The organism is Pseudomonas sp. PF05 (assembly GCF_056521845.1).
Map to the genome: position 1 here is coordinate 52,537 of NZ_JBWLPW010000002.1, position 19,181 is coordinate 71,717.

A 19,181-nucleotide genomic window follows, 5' to 3' on the forward strand; every position below is an offset into this window, starting at 1 on the left:
TGCATGAATGAGCAAGAACGCCTGTCCGAGCCGGACCTTGCACTGCTGCAATTGGGTCGACGCCTGCAAGCCGACGGCTACCGTTTCATCACCCCGACGCCGTTGACCCATGAACGGGTCAACCAGCGACCCGGCAATGAGCGCGCCAAGACTCTGCGGGATGTGTTCGGCTGGTCACGGCCATTTGCGCCGGGGCTGATCAGCACCGACGAACAGCGACAACTGCAAGACGCCCAGGTGCTGGAAGCACACGACGGCTTGTTGCGCAGCCGGGTGCGCTGGTCGAGCCTGGATGGCTTGCTGTTCGCTCATTCGCAGTTCCCCACCGAGGCCACCGACGCGGTGTTTTTCGGCCCTGACAGCTACCGCTTCGCCCAACTGATCCATACTCATCTGCAACAGAACTTCACGGCGGTGCATCGCGCCGTGGACATCGGTTGTGGTGCCGGCGTCGGTGCGATCGTGATTGCCCGTGCCCGGCGTGAAGCGCAAGTGCTGGCGGTGGACATCAACCCGCAAGCCCTGCGCCTTTGCGCCGTGAACGCCGCGCTGGCGCAAGTGACCAACGTCGAGGTCGCTCGCAGCGACGTGCTGCAGGACGTGCCAGGCCAGTTCGACCTGATTGTCGCCAACCCGCCGTACATGGCCGATCCGTCCGAGCGCGCCTATCGCCATGGAGGCGGCGCACTGGGTGCGGGGCTGTCGTTGCGCATTGTCGAGCAGGCCTTGCCTCGGCTTACACCTGGCGGCTCGCTGGTGCTCTACACCGGGGTGGCGATGGTGGATGGACGCGACCCGTTCCTGGAAGCGCTGGAGCAATGGCGTGACTCGGCGGATTTCGGCTGGACCTACAAGGAATTGGACCCGGACGTTTTCGGTGAGGAATTGCTGACACCGGGTTATCAGGACGTGGAAAGGATCGCCGTGGTGGCGTTGGTTGTAACCCGCATTGGCGCAGGTATCGGCGGGGTTATCGGAGGGATTATCGATGAACAGGCGCATGAAATTCGGCATTGAAGAGGAGTATTTCATCACCGATCTGCAAACCCGTTGCATGCCAGGCGAGCCACCCGCCCAAGCGGTCGCTGCTTGTCAGGCCGAACTGGGCAAGCATTTCGCCCATGAGATGTTCCTGTGCCAGGTGGAGATGGCATCGCCCATCTTTCGTGGCCTGTCCGAAGCCGCCGACTACCTGAACCAGGTACGTGCGGGCTTGAACCAGCGGTTGGCACCGTATGGCCTGGGCCTGCTCAGCGCCGGTTCACACCCGATGGCCACCCAAGTGCTGCAACCGACCGACGAACTGCATTTCCAACAGTTGTTCGATGACTACCAGCGGGTGGCGCGGCGCAGCGTGCTGTCGGGCCTGCATGTCCATGTGGAAGTCCCGGCCACCCAGGACCGGGTGCGGGTGATGAATGAAATCCTGCCCTGGTTGCCGATGTTCCTGGCCCTGAGCGCTTCATCGCCGTTCTGGAACGGTGGCTACAGCGGTTTCAGCAGCTACCGGCAAGTGGCCTGCGATGAATGGCCACGCATGGGCGTGCCAGAGTATTTCGAGGACGAGTCGGCGTTCGCCAGCTACGTCGACATGCTCATGCGTACCGGGTCCATTCGCCAACCCAGCGATTGCTGGTGGGTAATACGGCCTTCCTCACGCTATCCCACGCTGGAACTGCGCATTTGCGATGCCTGTCCGCGGGTCGACGACGTCCTGTGTCTGGTCTCGCTGTTTCGCCTGATGGTGGCCCATGCCGTGGCGCAGCGCCGGCCTGGCGCCAACTACAGCCAGATGTCGCAGTGGATTCTCAAGGAGAATCGCTGGCGGGCCAAGCGTCACGGGATTCTCGCCGAGTTTATCGTCGAGGGGCAGGAACAGCCGATGCTGATCGGTGAATGGCTGACGCTGGCCGAGCAAACCTTCGGTGAGACCGCGGCAGAGCTGGGTGTCCAGGACGTGTTCAAGCAGGCGCGCCGTATCGTGCAGGAAGGCACCAGCGCCGACCGGCAGATCGTCCTCTTCGAACAGGGACTGCTACTGGGTGATTCCGTCGAACAGGCCTTGAGCCGCGTGGTCGATCAATTGCTCGCGGAAACCGCCGGGCTGCCGGTCGCCGATCCGGCGTTGCAACAGGTGGCAGGTGGTCCATGAGCCGCAAGACCCTGGATGATTACAACCGCATGCGTGACTTCGCCGCCACTCCGGAGCCTGCGGCGAAGCGCTCGCGCAAATCGGCGAAGACGGCCCATGCCTTGCAGTTCTGCATTCAAAAACACGACGCTTCGCGGCTGCATTACGACTTTCGGCTGGAGCTGGACGGCGCGCTCAAGAGTTGGGCGGTGCCCAAAGGCCCCTCCCTGGACCCGAAAGTCAAGCACCTGGCAGTGCATGTCGAAGACCATCCGCTGGAGTACGCCACGTTCGAAGGCAACATCCCCGAGGGCCATTACGGCGCCGGTGACGTTATCGTCTGGGACCGGGGCGTCTGGATACCCCAAGGAGATCCCCATGAGGCCTATGAAAAAGGCCGGCTAAAGTTCGAGCTGCAAGGCGAAAAGCTCAGCGGCCTGTGGAACCTGGTGCGCACCCACATGCCCGGTAAACAGGAGCAGTGGTTCCTCATCAAGCATCAAGACCAGGCCGCCCGCCCCGAGAGCGAATACGACGTGGTCCAGGCCGAACCGAACAGCGTGCTCAGCGATCGCACCCTGGTGCCCAAGCGCCGCGCCAAGGCCGCTGCAGCCAACGCGGTGAAACAACCGGAAAAGGCCGCCCGGCCGAAATCGCCGAAACGCCCCTCGAAAACCACCCTCACCGGTGCGGTCGCCGGGCTGCTGCCGCAAACCCTCAAGCCGGAACTGGCGACACTGGTGGAAAGCGCGCCCGACGGCGAATGGCTCTATGAGATCAAGTTCGACGGTTATCGGGTCATGGCGCGCATCGAAAATGGCGACGTCAGGCTGCTGACCCGCAACGGCCATGATTGGACCCACAAGTTGCCCAAACAGGCCGAGGCCCTGGCCGCGCTGGGATTGGCATCGGCCTGGCTCGACGGTGAGATGGTGGTCGCCGATGACGAGGGCGTCCCGGATTTCCAAGCCCTGCAAAACGCCTTCGAGGCCGGTAGCAGCGGCAAGATCGCTTATTACCTGTTCGACGTGCCTTACCTCAATGGCATGGATTTGCGCAAAGTGCCGGTGCAAGAGCGCCGGGCCGCATTGGCTGCGGTGCTGGAGCCCAACGAAAGCCCCTTGCTGCGGTTTTCCGACGCCTTTGAGCAAACCCCCGACGCGTTGCTCAACAGCGCCTGCCAGATGAAGATGGAAGGGCTGATCGGCAAGCGCATCGGCAGTGCCTATGTGTCCAGGCGCAGCAACGACTGGATCAAGCTCAAGTGCAAAAATCGCCAGGAATTCGTGGTGGTGGGCTTCAGCGATCCCAAGGGCGCCCGAAGCGCCTTCGGTGCCTTGCTGCTGGGGCTGCATGATGCCGACAGCGGCCAGTTACGCTACGCCGGCAAGGTCGGCACCGGGTTCAACGAAACCACCCTTAAAAGCATCTACCAGCAACTGCTGCCCCTGGAGACGAAAAAGGCCGCCGTGGTCAATCCGCCCACCGGTCATGAAGCCAAGGGCGTTCATTGGCTCGAACCGACGCTGTTGGCCGAAGTGGCCTTTGCCGAAATGACCAAGGACGGCTCGGTGCGCCATGCGGTCTTCCATGGCTTGCGCAACGACAAGCCGGCCAAGGACATCACCCAGGAGCTGGCCAAACCCGTGAAAAAAAACGCTGCGGCAAAAAAAACCAAAGCCAAGGATGAACCTGGCGCGACACCGGCTAAAGCCAAGACCAAGGCACCGGCCCTGGCCGGCAAGGTCCGCATCACCCACCCAGACCGGGTCATTGACGCCAGCAGCGGCACCACCAAGCTGCAACTGGCCGAGTACTACGCCAGCGTGGCCGAATTCATCCTGCCGGAATTGGCGGATCGCCCGGTGGCCTTGGTCAGGGCGCCGGATGGCATCGCCGGGGAACTGTTTTTCCAGAAGAACGCCGAGCACCTGGCGATTCCCGGCATCACCCGTCTGGACAAGGCGCTGACCGGGCAGCCGGTGATGATCATCAACAACGCCGAGGCGTTGATTGGCGCGGTGCAGATGAGCACGGTGGAACTGCACACCTGGAATGCCACCACCGTCGACCTGGACAAGCCTGACCGCTTCGTCCTCGACCTTGACCCGGACCCGGCGTTGCCCTGGAAGAGCATGGTCGAGGCGACGCAGCTCACGTTATCGGTGCTCGATGAGCTGGGGCTCAAGGCGTTCCTCAAGACCAGCGGTGGCAAGGGCATCCATGTGGTGGTGCCGCTGACGCGCAAACTGGGTTGGGACGAGGTCAAGGGGTTCAGCCATGCGATTGTCAGCCACATGGCCAAGCTGCTGCCGGACCGTTTTTCGGCGGTGTCCGGGCCGAAGAACCGGGTAGGGCGGATCTTCATCGATTATCTGCGCAATGGTTTGGGCGCCACCACCATCTGCGCCTATGCCGCCCGGACCCGGGAAGGGTTGCCGGTGTCGGTGCCGATCTTTCGCGAGGAGGTGGCCGAGCTCAAGGGGGCGAATTTGTGGAATGTGCACAACGTTCATGAGCGGCTGGCGGAAGTGGGGCATGAGCCTTGGGCTGGGCTGAAGAAAACTCGCCAGAGCATTACTGCTGAGATGCGTAGGCGTATTGGTATGAGGAAGGCTTAAGGTGGTTTTGGTGGCGACCGCGTTTCTCCTGTGGGAGCAAAGCTTGCTCGCGATAGCGGTGGAGGTGTCAACAGACCCGATTCCACAAGGTGTGCACAAATCTTCCAGACACTCTCCTCATCGGCAGTTAATCTGCCAAGAGCACATTCACTCAGCGGGATCGGGGCATGACAGCGCGCAACTGGATCGATCTCAAGCAGGACGCCACGTCCGGTATCGAGACCGTGCACGCGCATTTCGAGGGGCATGCCTATGATCCCCACTGGCATGACACTTATCTGGTGGGTGTGACCGAGCAGGGCGTGCAGCAGTTTCATTGCCGGCGCCAGCAGCACAACAGCACGCCGGGTAAAGTATTCCTGCTTGAGCCCGGCGAGTTGCATGACGGCAACGCCCCCCATGAACACGGGTTTACCTACCGTACGTTGTACCTGGAACCCCGATGGCTGGAACGTGAATTGCGTTCCTTGTTCGACGTGGCACCGGACAACGCCCAACTCGGGTTTGCGGCCACCCTGACTGACGACGCGCGGCTGGCGAGTGCCACGGCCATGGCCTTCCAGAGCCTGCATGAGCAGGAGATCCGCATCGTGCGCCAGACGGCCCTCGATACCCTGTTGGCCAACCTGACCCAACACCTGCACTGGCGGGCGCGGATCAACCCGGATCCACGGCTGCCGTTGGTGGCGCAGCAGGCCCGAGACTACCTGCACAGTCACCTGAGCGAAGACATCGGCCTGGATGACCTGGCGCAGGTCACCGGCGTGGATCGTTTCCGCTTGACCCGTGCGTTCAAGGCGGCCTTCGGCCTCGCGCCCCATGCCTATCTGATCCAGTTGCGCCTGGCCCGCGCCCGACGCCTGCTGGCCTGTGGCGAGAGCGCCGTGGCAGTGGCGGCCATGCTCGGTTTTGCCGACCAAAGCCACTTGGGTCGCTGGTTCCAGCGCGCCTATCGCCTGAGCCCGGCGGACTACCGCAAGCGCTGCTCAATTGTTCCAGACTGACCACGGCTTCATGGGGATGATCAAGCGATCGATCATTCACCGAGACGTTGCTCCATGGACCAGTTACTGCCGTTTGCCTTGTTCGCGTTTGTCGCCTCCATCACCCCGGGCCCGACCAATATCCTGGTGTTGAGCCATAGCTCGCGTTTCGGCCTGGCAACCACCGTGCCGATCATCCTCGGCGCCTGCGCGGCGGCGGCCTTGTTGGTGCTTTTGGTCGGCACCGGGTTGGGAGACGTGTTGGCGCGCCATGCGACGATTCAGACGCTGCTCTCATGGGCGGGCATCGCCTGGTTGAGTTGGATGGCCTGGCAGATTTTCAGCGCGCCGGCCCAGGCCATCGACCCGCAGCGTCCCGTCGAAGGCCCGCGGCTGGGCCTGGCAGGGGCCGCCGGGTTGCAGTTGGTGAACCCGAAAACCTGGATGATGGCGTTGGCGGTGGTCAGCGTTTTCGCGGGTGCCGAGGCCGACCGCACCGTGCGGGTCCTCTGGCTGTCCCTGGCATTTTTCGCCATTTCGATCCCATGCATGATCGTCTGGGCCTGCCTGGGCCGCGGCGCCGCACGGTTCTGCCGTTCCGCCGTGGCGATGGGACGGTTCAATCGGGTCATGGCGGTGATGCTGCTGGTGTCGGCGTGGTTGACCTTGGTGGTCTGAGCGACTGACAAAATTGTAATTTTTTTTTCGAAACCTCCGGACTGAAGGCTGAGTCGGACCTTATATCGCCCTTGTTCAGGCGCGGTACAACTCCCTTGAATCGACCTCGCAACAGGAGATTTCCATGAACAGTCGTTACGAAGCCTGCATAGCCGAATGCATCGCCTGCGCCATGGCCTGTGAAACCTGCGCGGCTTCTTGCCTGCGTGAGCAGAACGTACAGATGATGGCCAAGTGCATCGAACTGGACCGTGACTGCGCCGACCTTTGTCGGCTTGCCGCCACGCTCATGAAGCGCGACAGCCGCGTCGCCGCACAACTGTGCAGCGTGTGCGCGGCTATTTGCCGTGCATGTGGTGAGGAGTGTGGCAAACACGAATCGACACACTGCCAGGATTGTGCAAAAGCCTGCCGGTCTTGTGCCGACGCGTGTGAGCGAATGGCAGCTTGATGACCACGGCCTGGCAGGGCGCTTAGCTTGACGGGCAAGCGCTTCTCGCCAGGCCTTGGTTTATCGCAGGTCAGCTTTGCAAGTACACCGCATGGGTATGGGTGTACTCATACAAACCATGCTTGCCGTCGGCCCCGCCCACCCCGGACTTGCGCACCCCGGCATGGAACCCTTGCATGGCTTCGAAGTTTTCGCGGTTGACGTAGGTCTCGCCAAAGTCCAGGCCTCGAATGGCGTGCATGGCGCGGCTCAAGTCCCGGGTATAGACCGAAGAGGTCAGGCCATAGTCGCAGTCATTGGCCAGGGCGATCGCTTCGTCCAGGTCGTCGACGATCTGGATGGGCAATACCGGACCGAAGATTTCCTCGCGCATGATGTCCATCGAGGCGTTGCAACCGGCCAGTACGGTGGGTTGGAAGTGCAAGCCGTCGGGGCGGTCTGCCACGCGGCCTCCGCTGATCAGGCTGGCACCTTGCTGCAGGGCGGTCCGCACTTTGCGCTCGACGCTGTCCAAGCCCTGGCGGTTGATCAAAGGGCCCATTTCGACATCAGGCTCGGCCAGCGGGTCGCCGTAGCGAGTGGCGGACATGGCCGCGCTGATGCGTTCGATGAATTGATCGGCGACCTTGCGCTCCACGTAGACCCGCTCGGCACAGTTACAGACTTGACCGGTGTTGATGATCCGCGAGTCGCGAATCGCCTTGACCGCCAACGCCAAGTCAGCGTCTGCCAACACAATGGCCGGGGCCTTGCCGCCCAGCTCCAGGTTGAGTTTGGTGATGTTCGCCGCAGCCGCCGTCATGATCCGCGAGCCGGTATCAACGCTGCCGGTAAAACTGATCATGTCCACGCCTTTGTGACTGCTCAAGGCCGCGCCCACTTGGCCGTCGCCACACACCACGTTGAATACGCCGGGTGGCAAATCGGTTTCGGCCACCAACCGGGCGAATTCGAAACAGTTGTTCGGGGTTTCTTCGCTGGGCTTGATAACGATGGTGTTGCCGGTCAACAGGGCCGGGGCCATTTTGCGAGCAATCAGGAAAAACGGAAAATTCCACGGCAGGATGCCCGCCACCACACCCAGGGGCTTGCGGAACAGGAAAATGTTTTCCCCAGGGCGGTCACTGGTGATGATTTCGCCTTCGATGCGCCGGGCCCACTCGGCCATGTAGTCGAGGTAGTCAGCGGTGAAGTTCACCTCCACTTCGGCCAGAGCACTGATCTTGCCCTGTTCCAGGGTGATGGTGCGTGCCAGGTGCGCAACGTTCTCCCGCAGTTTGCTGGCGATGCGCCGCAGGTAGCCGGCGCGTTCGATGGCCGGTTTGGCTGACCAGTCTTGCTGCGCGGCGCGGGCGGCAGCCAAGGCCCGGTCAACGTCGCTGGCAGTGGAGGCCGGGACCCGGGACAGCAATGCACCGGTGGCCGGGTTGTACACGTCCAGGTGCGTTTCGCTGTGGGTGAACTGGCCGTTGATGAAGTTCTGGAATACGGGAACGGATGACATGGACAGCTCCTTTCAGTACGTGCGCGATGGCGCTTGGGGGGCGCTCGGTTCGCGATAGCGGGCGAGGGTGGCCTGGGCGCTCTGGCGCAGCAGGCTGATGTCGATGGCCACCGCAATGAACTGGCAGCCCCAAGCCTGATAGCGACGCGCATCGGCTTCGTTGGGCGCCAGGATGCCGCAGGCCTTGCCCGCCGCGAGGGTGGCGTCAACCGCGTGCCGGATGCGTTCCTGTACCTCGGGATGCCCCGGGTTGCCTGCATGGCCGAGGCCGATGGACAGGTCGGCGGGGCCGATGAACACCGCGTCCACGCCCTCCACTGCAGCGATGGCTTCGACGTTTTCCACACCCGTGCGCGATTCCACCTGGACGATCAGGCACAGTTCTTCATGGGCGGTGGTGAGGTAGTTCGCCACACCGTCCCAACGAGTGGCGCGGGTCAGGCCGCCGCCCACGCCACGAATGCCATGGGGCGGGTAACGCATGGCGCGCACCAGGGCCAGGGCCTGCTCGGCGGTTTCGACCATGGGAATCATCAGGGTCTGGGCACCGACATCCAGCAACTGCTTGATCAGGTTGGTATCGCCGGTCACCGCCCGCACCACCGGCGAGGTGGCATAGGGCGCCACGGCCTGGAGCTGGCCGAGTACGCTGGGTACGGTGTTGGGCGCGTGTTCGCCATCGATCAGCATCCAGTCGTAACCGGTGCCGGCGATGATCTCGGCGGCATAGCCGGTGGCGAAACCGGCCCAGATACCGTATTGGGTTTGCGTTGAGCTGAGCGCGGCCTTGAAGGCGTTGCGGGGCATGTTCATGGCGTGCTCCTTTCGCGGTGATAAGGTCGATGCAACTGGCAATCGGGATTGAGCGTCACGCCGAAGCCAGGCTGGTCAAGGACCGACAGGCGCATGCGGCCTTCCACCGGCACCGGTTCGCCCAGCAGTTGCGGATGGAACATCGGCACCACTTCGTCGGCCTTGGGCGCCATCATCAGGAACTCGGCGAACGGGCTGTTATGTCGGGTAGCGACGAAGTGATAGCTGTAGACCGAGGAGCCGTGGGGGATCACCAGCGCGTTGTGGGCGTCGGCCAAGGCCGAGATCTTCACCAGTTCGGTGAGGCCGCCGCACCAGCCAACGTCCGGCTGGATGATGTCGCAGCAACCCATTTCCAGCAGCATGCGAAAGCCCCAGCGGGTGGCCTCATGTTCACCGGTGGTCACCAGCATGCCCTTGGGCACGTTGTTGCGCAGCGCGGCGTAGCCCCAGTAGTCGTCGGGCGGCAGCGCTTCTTCGATCCATTTCAAACCGTGCTCATGGGCGCCGACTGCGAGTTTGGTCGCGTAGTTGAGGTCCAGGCTCATCCAGCAATCGAGCATCAGCCAGAAGTCCGGGCCGACCCGCTCGCGCATGGTCGCCAGCGCCTCGAGGTTCTTGCGCAAGCCTTCCTCGCCTTCGGCTGGGCCGTGATGCAAAGGCATCTTGCCGCCAATGAAACCCATTTTCTGCGCCAGATCCGGCCGCGCGCCGGTGGCATAGAACTGCAACTCGTCACGCACCGCGCCACCGAGCAATTGATGCACCGGCTCCTGGCGGATCTTGCCGAGCAAGTCCCAGAGCGCCAGGTCCACACCGGATATCGTGTTGATCACCAGGCCCTTGCGACCGTAGTAAAGCGTCGACTGGTACATCTGGTCCCAGATCTTCTCGGTGTCGGTCACCCGGGCGCCTTCGACAAATCGTGCCAGGTGCTTTTCAACGATGTAGGCCGCAGGCTCGCCACCGGTCGTCACGGCGAACCCGACGGTGCCATCGCTGGCTTCGATTTCCACCACCAGGGTGCCGAGCACATTGATGCCGAAACTGCGACGGCTCTGGCGGTAGTCCGGGTACTTGCTCATGGGTGTGGCGATGTGATCGTCGATCCAATGGCCATCGGCCTGATCGTGATAATCCGCGCCGCCGCCTCGAAGCACGAAGGCGCGAACGTGTTTGATTGTGGGAATACCCATGTGTGCAGCTCCTTGAGTTAAACAGTGGCAGGCGTCTTCGAAGCGCGTTGGCCGGGCGAGTGGATACCCAGCACCAGCAACGCGGCGATAACGGTAGTAACGGAGAGCAGGTAGAGGCCCGCGGCGGGGGAGTGGAAGGCGCCTTCGGCCCAATTTTTCAGCACCGGGGCGATGAAGCCGCCGAGGGCGCCAAAGGAATTGATCAACGCGATGCCCGCTGCTGCCGCGCTGCCGGCCAGGTAGCTGGACGGAAAGGTCCAGAACACCGGTTGCACGGCGATGAAGCCGGAAGCGGCGAAGCACAGGGCAACGATCCCCAGCAATGGGCTGGACACGCTCACCGAACAGGCGATCCCGGCGGCTGCCATCAGCAAAGTCAACGCGGCGGTACGGCGGCGCTGGCCGGTGCGGTCGCTGTAACCGGGAATCAGATAGGCCGCGCACAGGGCGCAGATCCACGGAATTGCCGTGACCAGCCCCACCATCAGCCCGACCTTGCTGCCCATCAGGCCGCCCACCTGGGTCGGCAGGTAAAACACCACGCCATAGACGCTGGCCTGGATCAGCAGATAAATCAGGCACAGGTACAACACGGAGGGTTGGCACAGCACGCTGAGCAAGCCGCGGCCGTGGGATTGTTTGTGCTGGTCCTCGGCATCGAGCAGCGCCTGGACCTGACGGCGTTCTTCTGCCGTCAGCCATTTGGCATCGGCGGGACGGTTGTCCAGGTACCAATAGGCCCAGATGCCCACGGCCGAGGCCATCAGGCCTTCAACGGCGAACAACCACTGCCAGCCCTGAACACCGGCAAAACCGTCCAGCTCCAACAACAGGCCCGACAGCGGGCTGCCGAAGATGAACGCCAGCGGCGCGCCGAAATAGAAGAAGCCCATGGCCTTGCCCCGGGCCGCCGAGGGGAACCAATAGGTGAGGTAGAGGATGACACCGGGAAAGAACCCGGCTTCGGCCACGCCCAGCAAGAAGCGCAGCACGTAGAAACTCGTTTCGTCGTGGGCAAAGACCATGGCGGCCGACACCAGGCCCCAGGTGACCATGATCCGGCACATCCACAACCTGGCACCGACGCGGTGCAGGATCAGGTTGCTCGGCACTTCCAGTAGCGCGTAGCCGGCAAAGAACACCCCGGCACCAAAGGCGAAGGCCGCATCGCCTATACCGGTGTCGGCCTGGAAGGCCTGTTTGGCGAACCCGACGTTGGCGCGGTCGAGAAACGCCATGATGTACATCAGCAACAGGAAGGGCAGCAGACGCCAGGAAATCTTGGCCAGCACAGACGCAGGAAGAGTCTTCATCGCGGGGTTCCTTTAGCAGGTATTTGTTCTTATGGGCTGGACTGTACGGCCGGCTAACGATGCGTTACAAATCGAATCTCGCTAACAAGCGATACCTTTACGGTATCGATACAAGAGGCCCTCGATGACCCATCCCGTGCTGTCCCGCAGCCTGTTCAACCGCCTGCGTTATAAACACCTGCACATGCTGGTGGCCCTGAGCGCCAGCCAGAACCTGCATCGCGCCTCCCAGAGCCTGAACATGTCGCAACCGGCGGCGACCCGGATGCTGCACGAGATCGAGGACATGTTCGGTTGCGATCTGTTCGAGCGCCTGCCCCGGGGGATGCGCCCGACCGCCCTGGGCCAGGAGTTGATCCGTTTCGCCGAGTTGGCCCTCAGCGGCCTGGACCGCTGCGCCGAAGACCTGCTGGCGCGCCAGCAGGGCGGTTACGGCTATTTGTCGATCGGCACCATCATGGGCGCCGCGCCGGACCTGGTGATGGACTCCATCGCCCGCATCAAGGCCCTCAACCCACAACTGCGGATCCGCATCATGGGCGACACCAGCGACCAGGTGATCCAGTTGCTGGAACAGGGCCGCATCGACCTGGCCATCGCCCGGCGCAACGCGGCCACCGACAGTGAGCACTACGCGTTCGAACAGTTGGGCAACGAACGCTTGCTGGTGGTGGTCCACGCCGGCCACCCCCTGGCGCGACGCAAGAAACTGGCGCTGGCCGAACTGGTCAGCGACTGGCCGTGGATCCTGCAACCGGAAACCAGCCCGGCGCGCATCGGCCTCGATCAGGCGTTGCAACGCCTGGCGCTGCCAACGCCGGCGGACATCATCGAGTGCAGCTCGGTGTATTCCATGCAGCAACTGATTCAACTGACCGACGCGATCATGGTGCTCTCGGAAACCGCCTTGCGCGATTACCTGAAGATGGGCCTGGTGGTGGCGTTGCCGGTGGCGCTGGATGTGCAACTGGCGCCATTCGGGTTGCTGCGCCGCAAGGGCGAACCGGTGAGCCGGGAGTTGGGCTTGTTCATTGATCTGCTGCGCAGCCGGGCGGGTGAAAAAGCGGCGTACTGACGGGCCCCGCAACCCCTTGCAACGGTTGGACGGTTTCAAAGAGCCCCTGTTTTGGCGAGCATCGCAGGCACTTCAATCCCGTGTGCTTCAGCATTTCGAAAGCCCAATCGACCCCAAGGAAGGAGGTCCATCGTGTCCACTCAAGATACCCATGTCGATTTTATCCAGGCCAGACTACCCATCTGGCTGAAACGAGCGTCGCGAGAACGACAGCAGCGCTTCAAGAGCCTGACCCAGCAATTGCAGCGCGACAGCGACGCACTCAACGCACGGCTTGTCGACCTGCCCGCGCCGGAAACCTTCACGCGCAACCTGCTGCAGGTCCAGCCGGAAATACAGGCCTGGCCTGCGGTGAATGGCTTCGGCGGTGCTGGCGACGCCATACGCCGGGCAAGGGTCAGGCGCAGCCCCTACAGCTATGAGCCCTCGCTGTCGGTGGTGGAAGCGGCCATGCGCAATTACGCGCCCGACGAGGCGGTCACTGGCAGCGATTTCGACAACAAGGGCCAGTTGTTCATTCAGGGAAAGCCGCAAGAGTTCCGCCCATGGGGCGTGCCGTCGGACACTACCCTGTTACCCACGACCCCGGCCGAATTCGCGCGTCTGTGCCGGCGCATGGATGCCGGCGGCGCTTACCGCAAGGTGCTTGAACGGCGTCTGCCGCGCATTGGCGGCGAGGTACCTGCCATCGCCAGCGCCTATATGGCGTATGCACGCAGCCTGCTCACTCATGACGCCTACGAGGCGAAGTTGGACGGGCGCCTCGATGAAACCGGTGAGCGGCTGCTGGCCTCTGTCGGCATTCAACTTCAAGCCCGGCCCGTTGCGCCTTTGGCCTGTGAGGTCAAGTCGCTGGAGCTGCTGTCCGTGCCGCTGTTCGGGGCCCGGGTGTATTGGGGCGTGCAAGGAGACGCCCAAGGCGTGCGCCCGATCGTCCTGCACATGCCCCATGATGTGGTGGCACCGCTCAAGCAATTCAGCAGTTTGCAAGCCATGTCCGCTGAATTGACCGAGCGGGTACGCAGACGCAGCTATCGAGAAAGCCTGATGCGCTACCTACCGCTGCGTTTGCAGGCCTGGCTGGGAGCGGCCCTGCATGATCAGGTGGAGTGGGAGGTGGATACTCACCCCAACGTGATCCAGGAAATCTATGCCCGTATCACGGGATGGCGCGAGGGCGAGCGGGGCGAGGACGGCGGCCGTATTCGGGTACCTATGCCCAAGGTATCCTGGAGTTTGAGTGATCTGCGAGAGGCGCCCTGGCCGGCCTGTTATCACGAATGGCGTGCCCATGCCTTTGCCAATGCCAGTGCGCTGATGGTCTCCACCGAGGCCCAGGACCGGGAGGCGCTGATGGCGCGCCTCGCTTACTGGGAAAGCCTTGTCGAGCGCACGCTCATGCTCGCGGCGACGTTCTTTCCGTTCTGCGCGCCCATCGGCATGACGGCGGCAGCGGTCGGGGGCGTGCGGCTGGTGTATGACATCTTCGAAGGTATCCAGGCGTTCAATGAAGGTCATGCCCAAGAAGGTATCGAACATATCTTCAACGTTTTATTCGGGATCGCCCAAGGTGCCTACCTGGGTTTCGTCGGTGGGACGGTGGAGCCGATGCCTGTGGGTGACGGCTCCACACGCCTGTGGAATGGCGATGTCCGGCCTTTTGAAGCCAGGCGCTTGCCTCCTGTGGAAGCGGAGCAAGACGCCTGGGGTGTCTGGCGCACGACCAACGAGGCGTGGGTGCGAATCGATGACCGCTACTTCGAGGTCCAAGGCACGAACGATGCCTTGGACCTGCGCCTGCCGGCGGGGCATCAAGGCGTGCGGCCGCCCCTGGAATGGAGCCGTGCCCGTGGTTGGCAATGGGCACATCGCAACCCATTGCAACGGGCCCGCCTGGAACTGCTGCGCAACTTCGCCGAGACGCCGACCGAACTGGATGACAATACGATCTTTATCCTGCAGCGCCAGGTCGGCATCAGCGATGCGCATCTGCGTTACCTGCAAGTAGAGGGGCAGCCGATGCCGGCGATACTCGCCGATGCACTGGATGAGGCAAGGTGTTGGCAGCAAGTGCAGTACACCATTGGACGGCTACTGCGCAATGAAACACCACGAGCCGGGCATTTGCGCATCGTCCAGACGGTTGCGGAGTTGCCGGGTTGGCCCAGCGACCTGACGTTGCGCTACCACGATGGCGTGACCCTGCATTCCATTGGAGACATGGCCGACACGCGCTCGCTCTACCTGTACAAGGCGGACCTGGAACATGACGCCTGGGCGGAGCGTATCCTGGCGGGGCTGAGCACGCCTGAACAGACCTCATTGCTGGGCCAAGCCAGTCTCAGTTTGTCGCCTTTGGAGCGCAGTCGACTGTTGGCCGGGCGCTGGGGCCGGTATCTGCAACGCAATGCACGGCGGGTGGTCGACGCCATGACCCGTTCCACTGAGGCCGATCCACTGGCCGGCCCTGTGGCCCGGGCTTTCCCAGGCTTGCCCGAATCCATCGCCAACGAGCTTGCCAGCCAGGCCCTTGGCCAGGACCGGGTGCGCCTGTATGACGGACGGGTGGGAGAGGGCTTGGGCTCTCGATGCGCCGAAGCCCTGCGCGAGCTGCGCCTGAGCCGCGCCTTGCGGGCCCTGGATCGCGGTGAAAGTGGTGTTGATCGGGATCGCATCATCATGGGCCTGGTCGGTAGCGCTCCCCAACTAAAAGGCCGGGTGCGCCTGCGCCTGTTTTTGCGCGAGCTTGAAAACCCGCTGGAGGCGGGGGAAACAGGGCCGTTGAAAATCATTCGCCAGGAAGGCGAACAGTACCGCCCTTTTGACGATGAGGGTAATGAGCTGGCCAATGCCCTGGACTTGGAAGATGCCTTGCTCAGAGCGCTGCCGGACGACGCTCGCCAGGCGCTTGGCTTGAACATCTGGCAGGGTGCCACGCTTCGCAGTTGGCTGCTCGCACAAGCCCTTGATGATCGACCAGGCCTGCGTCCCTATTTGCTGATAAAACCCCTGGGCTCTCGTGGCGTCCGTCCGCAATGGCTGAACGGGCGCTTGGGTTACCCATTCAGCGGGCGTGGACGGCTTCCGTTGCAGGTTTGGAGTACAAGTCTGCAAGCGCGTCTCGAGCGACTCTATCCCAGCCATGCCGGAATAGAACTGGCGAGGCTTCAAGAGATCCTGGCCAGAGAGGCCAGTCGCCAGGGCTTGAGCGTGGAGAACTTGGTCACCCAACGGGAAAACCAATGGACCACGTTGGATCAGGAGCTGCATCAATGGGAGATCCATGAGGGCCTTCACCACCCGGCCGAGAGCGGTATCGAGGCCGAGACGCGGCGCTCGTTGCGCCAGGACGTTGCGGCAGAAATTCGCCGTGCCTGGCGACGCGCACCGGATCCGGACCAAGAGGGCGGCGAGCAGTCGTTGCGGCTGGTGGGCCACAACATCGGCCGCTTGCCGCCGATCAGTGTGCGGTTCGAACATGTAGAAGAGCTGGTACTGGTGAACATGGGGCTGAGCGAGGACCCTTCGGCATTCCTGCGGATGTTCCCCAATTTGGATACGCTGCACCTGCACGACAACAGCCTCACCGCGGTGCCCATGGCTGCCAGCGAATTGCCAGCGCTGATAGAGCTGTCACTGAGCAACAATCCGCTCAATATGGACGCGGATGTATTTGCTCCTTTGCTCGGTGCCGATTCTGCGCTGCATGTGCGGATGTTGCATCTATCGGGGATCAGCAGCGGCGGGGAGGCCGGGGCCAGTGCAGCCATGGTCGCGGCCATCGACCGTCTGAGCGGATTGTCCTCCCTGCGTGAGCTGGTATGGGCTGACAACTTGCATTTCACGCCCCAGGAGTTACAGGCCATCACCGCCTTACCCCGGTTGCGTGCATTGGACCTGGTGCGCTGCGGTTTACGCCTGGACGAGCAGGGCAGTGCGTTCCTGCGCAGGGCCACTGGCTTGGAGGACCTGCGTCTGAGCGGCAACAATTGCCGGGACCTGCCGGACTTGCCGGAACTTGTAAACCTGCAGGAACTGGAGCTTTCCAATACCGGGCTTGATCGAGTGCCGGCGTTGGTCTTGACGGTCTTATCGAGACCTTCATCCGACATGCTTATCCTGGACCTCAGGAACAATCGTATCGCCAACATTCAGGATGACCTGCTGCCTGCCCTGGTCGAGCGCCCAAGAGACGATACCGTTGGGCTGTGGCTGGACGACAATCCGTTGCCAAGCGCACAAATCCAAGCCCTTCGGGCAATGGCGCCGGAAGCTTTCCGCTACACCGTCGACGACTGGCTGTATCTCTCCCCCGACTTTCAGCGGGCCCTGGAAGTTGCTCGCGACGACCCCGGAGACCGACGATTCATCGACTGGTTCTCCGGCGCTCTGCGAGACGCCGATATAAGCTCGCCCGTCGGGGTGGCCTTCGGGGATCGCCAGCGGGCTGCTACTGTTTTGCGGCGCTATACCGGGTATCAGGACGCTTATTCGCCCTTGCCGGAACTGATCGGGGACTTCGACCAACAACTGAGGCAACTGCGCGTGCGCCTGCAAGCGCGTAGCCTGGACCGACAACCGCCAGATCTTGCTGAGCTGGAACTGCATTTCTCAATGTTCGAAGCGGTCCAGCGCGCTCGTCTCGCGCAACGCGACGTACCTTTTGAAGGTTTCCTGTTCGAGCAGTACGCCTTCTGGACTTACGGGCTGGCGCAGCGCTATCCGCTAGCCGAGCTGCATCAGGCGCAAATGACCCGCGAGACTTTCATTGATTGGCTCTGCGATGCCCAGGACACCTTCAACAACAATGATCAAACCGCCCGTACCGGAGAGATGACCTGGCGGCCCTATCTGGGGCTGATGTCCCAGGACTGGTCCGAAGGGCTGGCGATCTGGGATGTGGTCGATGACGATTTGGTGGATGCGTTCAGTGGGCCGGTGAATCCATCCCGTTGGCCCCAGGTTCTGTTGGATAACCTGGCGCACCCGGATGCCGACCTGCCCAGCCCGCTGGAGTCGTTCATGCAGGGTGACCGCATCGTCTGGCACCGCGTGGGCCTGGAGGCCGTAGCGGATGTGGATTGGGCCACAAACCAGCCGGTGACGCTCACTGAAGATCAGTTGCGACGTACCATGGCGATCTACCGCTCGCTCAAGAGTCGGGAGGTCGAAGCATTGGTGCGCCGGATAACCACTGAGTTGGTCAGCGCCTGGTGGACGACGGGAGCGCGGTAGGAGCTGCGCTCCTACACAGCGGGGCCCGGTAGGAGCTGGCGAAGCCTGCGATCTTTTGATCTTTCGCTTGAGATACGGGGGACTGGGGAAAGATCGCAGCCTCGTTGCACTCGACAGCTCCTACATAGCTCCTACATAGCTCCTACATAGCCTAGCGGCGTCAGTGGCCAGGCGTCGTCTGGAAGACCAGCGCCTTGAGGCCACATTCCAGGTCGACGTCAGGAAATTCCGGTGGGTTTTCCAGGCGTTTCTCGAAGACCAGCCCCGGCGCTTGCTGGGTAACGCCGTCGATGAGGAAGTCCGAACCGGTGGCCGGGTCGTTGCTGCAGGCCAGGACTGTGCCGTGGGCCGTCAGCAGTTCCGGCAGGCGGCGCAATACCCGCTGATAGTCCTTGGTCAGCAGGAAGCTGCCTTTTTGGAAGGTGGGTGGATCGATGATCACCAGGTCGTAAGGGCCACTGTTGATCACCTTGCCCCAGGACTTGAACAAGTCGTGGCCGAGGAAACTCACCTGGCTCAGGTCGTGGCCATTGAGGCGATGGTTGTCGCGGCCTCGGCTCAGGGCCGCGCGGGACATGTCCAGATTGACCACATGTTGCGCGCCGCCGGCAATGGCCGCTACCGAGAAGCCGCAGGTGTAGGCGAACAGGTTCAGTACCCGTTTGCCATCGGCGTTGGCCCGTACCCATTCGCGGCCATAACGCATGTCGAGGAACAGGCCGTTGTTCTGCTTCTTGCCCAGGTCGATCCGGTAACGCAGGCCGTCTTCGGTCAGGGTCCATTCGTCAATGGGCTCGCCCACCAGCCATTGGGTGACGCTTTGCGGCAGGTAGCGGTGCTGCACCGCCAGCGTATGGGCCTGGCTGTGTTGCCAGGCCGGCGATGCAGTCAGCGCCAGCAACGTGGCGATCAAGTCGTCCAACTGCGTGGGTTCCGGCTCCTTGAACAGCGAGACCAGCACCACCCCTTGCAACCAGTCGACCGTGACCTGCTCCAGGCCCGGCCAGCAGCGCCCGCGGCCGTGGAACAGGCGCCGGGTTTCTTCTGGCACCGACTCCAGGGCTGTCAGCAAATGGACGTGAAGGGTTTGAAGGGCTACGCAATTCATTCAGGCAACGCCAGGGATTCGAAAGGCCGGCATTTTAACCGCAGCTGTACCCGGCGCAATCCCTGTGGAGAGG

Annotated in this window: 13 protein-coding genes; 8 read left to right on the plus strand and 5 right to left on the minus strand. The window is 62.6% G+C overall.

Going from position 1 to position 19,181, the window contains the following annotated elements:
• Positions 1 to 3 precede the first annotated feature (3 nt).
• From AC09SL_RS05335 to AC09SL_RS05360, 6 genes are all read left to right on the plus strand, one after another.
• Positions 4 to 1,017: a methyltransferase gene (locus tag AC09SL_RS05335; RefSeq protein WP_058543711.1), complete on the plus strand. Its 1,014-nt coding sequence runs from the start codon at positions 4 to 6 to the stop codon at positions 1,015 to 1,017.
• Complete coding sequence (locus tag AC09SL_RS05340; protein WP_058543710.1) at positions 989 to 2,152, plus strand: carboxylate-amine ligase; 1,164 nt, start codon at positions 989 to 991, stop codon at positions 2,150 to 2,152. Before AC09SL_RS05335 ends, AC09SL_RS05340 begins: the two co-directional genes overlap by 29 nt.
• A complete protein-coding gene (gene ligD, locus AC09SL_RS05345) occupies positions 2,149 to 4,752 on the plus strand; it encodes a DNA ligase D (protein ID WP_058543709.1) in 2,604 nt (867 codons plus the stop codon). Before AC09SL_RS05340 ends, ligD begins: the two co-directional genes overlap by 4 nt.
• 167 nt (positions 4,753 to 4,919) lie before the next feature.
• On the plus strand, positions 4,920 to 5,756 hold the full coding sequence (locus tag AC09SL_RS05350) for an AraC family transcriptional regulator (RefSeq protein ID WP_058543708.1): 837 nt from the start codon (positions 4,920 to 4,922) through the stop codon (positions 5,754 to 5,756).
• Between the two features lie 54 nt (positions 5,757 to 5,810).
• Positions 5,811 to 6,413, plus strand: coding sequence for a LysE family translocator (locus tag AC09SL_RS05355; RefSeq protein WP_058543707.1), 603 nt, complete (start codon positions 5,811 to 5,813; stop codon positions 6,411 to 6,413).
• A 124-nt stretch (positions 6,414 to 6,537) separates the two neighbouring features.
• Complete coding sequence (locus tag AC09SL_RS05360; RefSeq protein WP_081264413.1) at positions 6,538 to 6,864, plus strand: four-helix bundle copper-binding protein; 327 nt, start codon at positions 6,538 to 6,540, stop codon at positions 6,862 to 6,864.
• A 70-nt stretch (positions 6,865 to 6,934) separates the two neighbouring features.
• Here AC09SL_RS05360 and aldA read toward each other — a convergent pair whose 3' ends face one another.
• From aldA to AC09SL_RS05380, 4 genes are read right to left on the minus strand one after another with little or no spacing between them, the layout of a single operon-like run.
• Positions 6,935 to 8,368, minus strand: coding sequence for an aldehyde dehydrogenase (gene aldA / locus AC09SL_RS05365; RefSeq protein ID WP_058543706.1), 1,434 nt, complete (start codon positions 8,366 to 8,368; stop codon positions 6,935 to 6,937).
• 12 nt (positions 8,369 to 8,380) lie between these two features.
• Positions 8,381 to 9,181, minus strand: coding sequence for an aldolase/citrate lyase family protein (locus AC09SL_RS05370; RefSeq protein WP_058543705.1), 801 nt, complete (start codon positions 9,179 to 9,181; stop codon positions 8,381 to 8,383).
• Positions 9,178 to 10,377 carry an L-rhamnonate dehydratase gene (gene rhmD / locus AC09SL_RS05375; RefSeq protein ID WP_058543704.1) on the minus strand — a complete coding sequence of 400 codons (1,200 nt, stop codon included), beginning with the start codon at positions 10,375 to 10,377 and terminating at the stop codon, positions 9,178 to 9,180. The genes AC09SL_RS05370 and rhmD overlap by 4 nt, the downstream gene beginning before the upstream one ends.
• A gap of 17 nt (positions 10,378 to 10,394) precedes the next feature.
• Complete coding sequence (locus AC09SL_RS05380) at positions 10,395 to 11,690, minus strand: MFS transporter (RefSeq protein ID WP_058543703.1); 1,296 nt, start codon at positions 11,688 to 11,690, stop codon at positions 10,395 to 10,397.
• A 124-nt stretch (positions 11,691 to 11,814) separates the two neighbouring features.
• On the opposite strand from AC09SL_RS05380, the gene AC09SL_RS05385 reads away from it, so the two are divergent.
• Together AC09SL_RS05385 and AC09SL_RS05390 are read left to right on the plus strand one after the other, a co-directional pair.
• Positions 11,815 to 12,765 carry a LysR family transcriptional regulator gene (locus tag AC09SL_RS05385; RefSeq protein WP_058543702.1) on the plus strand — a complete coding sequence of 317 codons (951 nt, stop codon included), beginning with the start codon at positions 11,815 to 11,817 and terminating at the stop codon, positions 12,763 to 12,765.
• A 132-nt stretch (positions 12,766 to 12,897) separates the two neighbouring features.
• On the plus strand, positions 12,898 to 18,000 hold the full coding sequence (locus AC09SL_RS05390) for a leucine-rich repeat domain-containing protein (protein WP_058543701.1): 5,103 nt from the start codon (positions 12,898 to 12,900) through the stop codon (positions 17,998 to 18,000).
• A gap of 160 nt (positions 18,001 to 18,160) precedes the next feature.
• On the opposite strand, the gene AC09SL_RS05395 is transcribed toward AC09SL_RS05390, so the two are convergent.
• The gene (locus tag AC09SL_RS05395; protein WP_058543700.1) at positions 18,161 to 19,108 is read right to left on the minus strand and encodes a class I SAM-dependent methyltransferase; all 948 of its coding nucleotides are present in this window, start codon (positions 19,106 to 19,108) and stop codon (positions 18,161 to 18,163) included.
• Positions 19,109 to 19,181: the final 73 nt, after the last annotated feature.

Bases quoted from the DNA above. Each gene is read 5' to 3' on its own strand.
- AC09SL_RS05335 (WP_058543711.1), top strand. From the start codon at position 4: ATGAATGAGCAAGAACGCCTGTCCGAGCCGGACCTTGCACTGCTGCAA.
- AC09SL_RS05360 (WP_081264413.1), top strand. From the start codon at position 6,538: ATGAACAGTCGTTACGAAGCCTGCATAGCCGAATGCATCGCCTGCGCC.
- ligD (WP_058543709.1), top strand. From the start codon at position 2,149: ATGAGCCGCAAGACCCTGGATGATTACAACCGCATGCGTGACTTCGCC.
- AC09SL_RS05395 (WP_058543700.1), bottom strand. From the start codon at position 19,108: ATGAATTGCGTAGCCCTTCAAACCCTTCACGTCCATTTGCTGACAGCC.
- AC09SL_RS05380 (WP_058543703.1), bottom strand. From the start codon at position 11,690: ATGAAGACTCTTCCTGCGTCTGTGCTGGCCAAGATTTCCTGGCGTCTG.
- AC09SL_RS05370 (WP_058543705.1), bottom strand. From the start codon at position 9,181: ATGAACATGCCCCGCAACGCCTTCAAGGCCGCGCTCAGCTCAACGCAA.
- AC09SL_RS05355 (WP_058543707.1), top strand. From the start codon at position 5,811: ATGGACCAGTTACTGCCGTTTGCCTTGTTCGCGTTTGTCGCCTCCATC.
- AC09SL_RS05340 (WP_058543710.1), top strand. From the start codon at position 989: ATGAACAGGCGCATGAAATTCGGCATTGAAGAGGAGTATTTCATCACC.
- AC09SL_RS05350 (WP_058543708.1), top strand. From the start codon at position 4,920: ATGACAGCGCGCAACTGGATCGATCTCAAGCAGGACGCCACGTCCGGT.
- AC09SL_RS05385 (WP_058543702.1), top strand. From the start codon at position 11,815: ATGACCCATCCCGTGCTGTCCCGCAGCCTGTTCAACCGCCTGCGTTAT.
- rhmD (WP_058543704.1), bottom strand. From the start codon at position 10,377: ATGGGTATTCCCACAATCAAACACGTTCGCGCCTTCGTGCTTCGAGGC.
- aldA (WP_058543706.1), bottom strand. From the start codon at position 8,368: ATGTCATCCGTTCCCGTATTCCAGAACTTCATCAACGGCCAGTTCACC.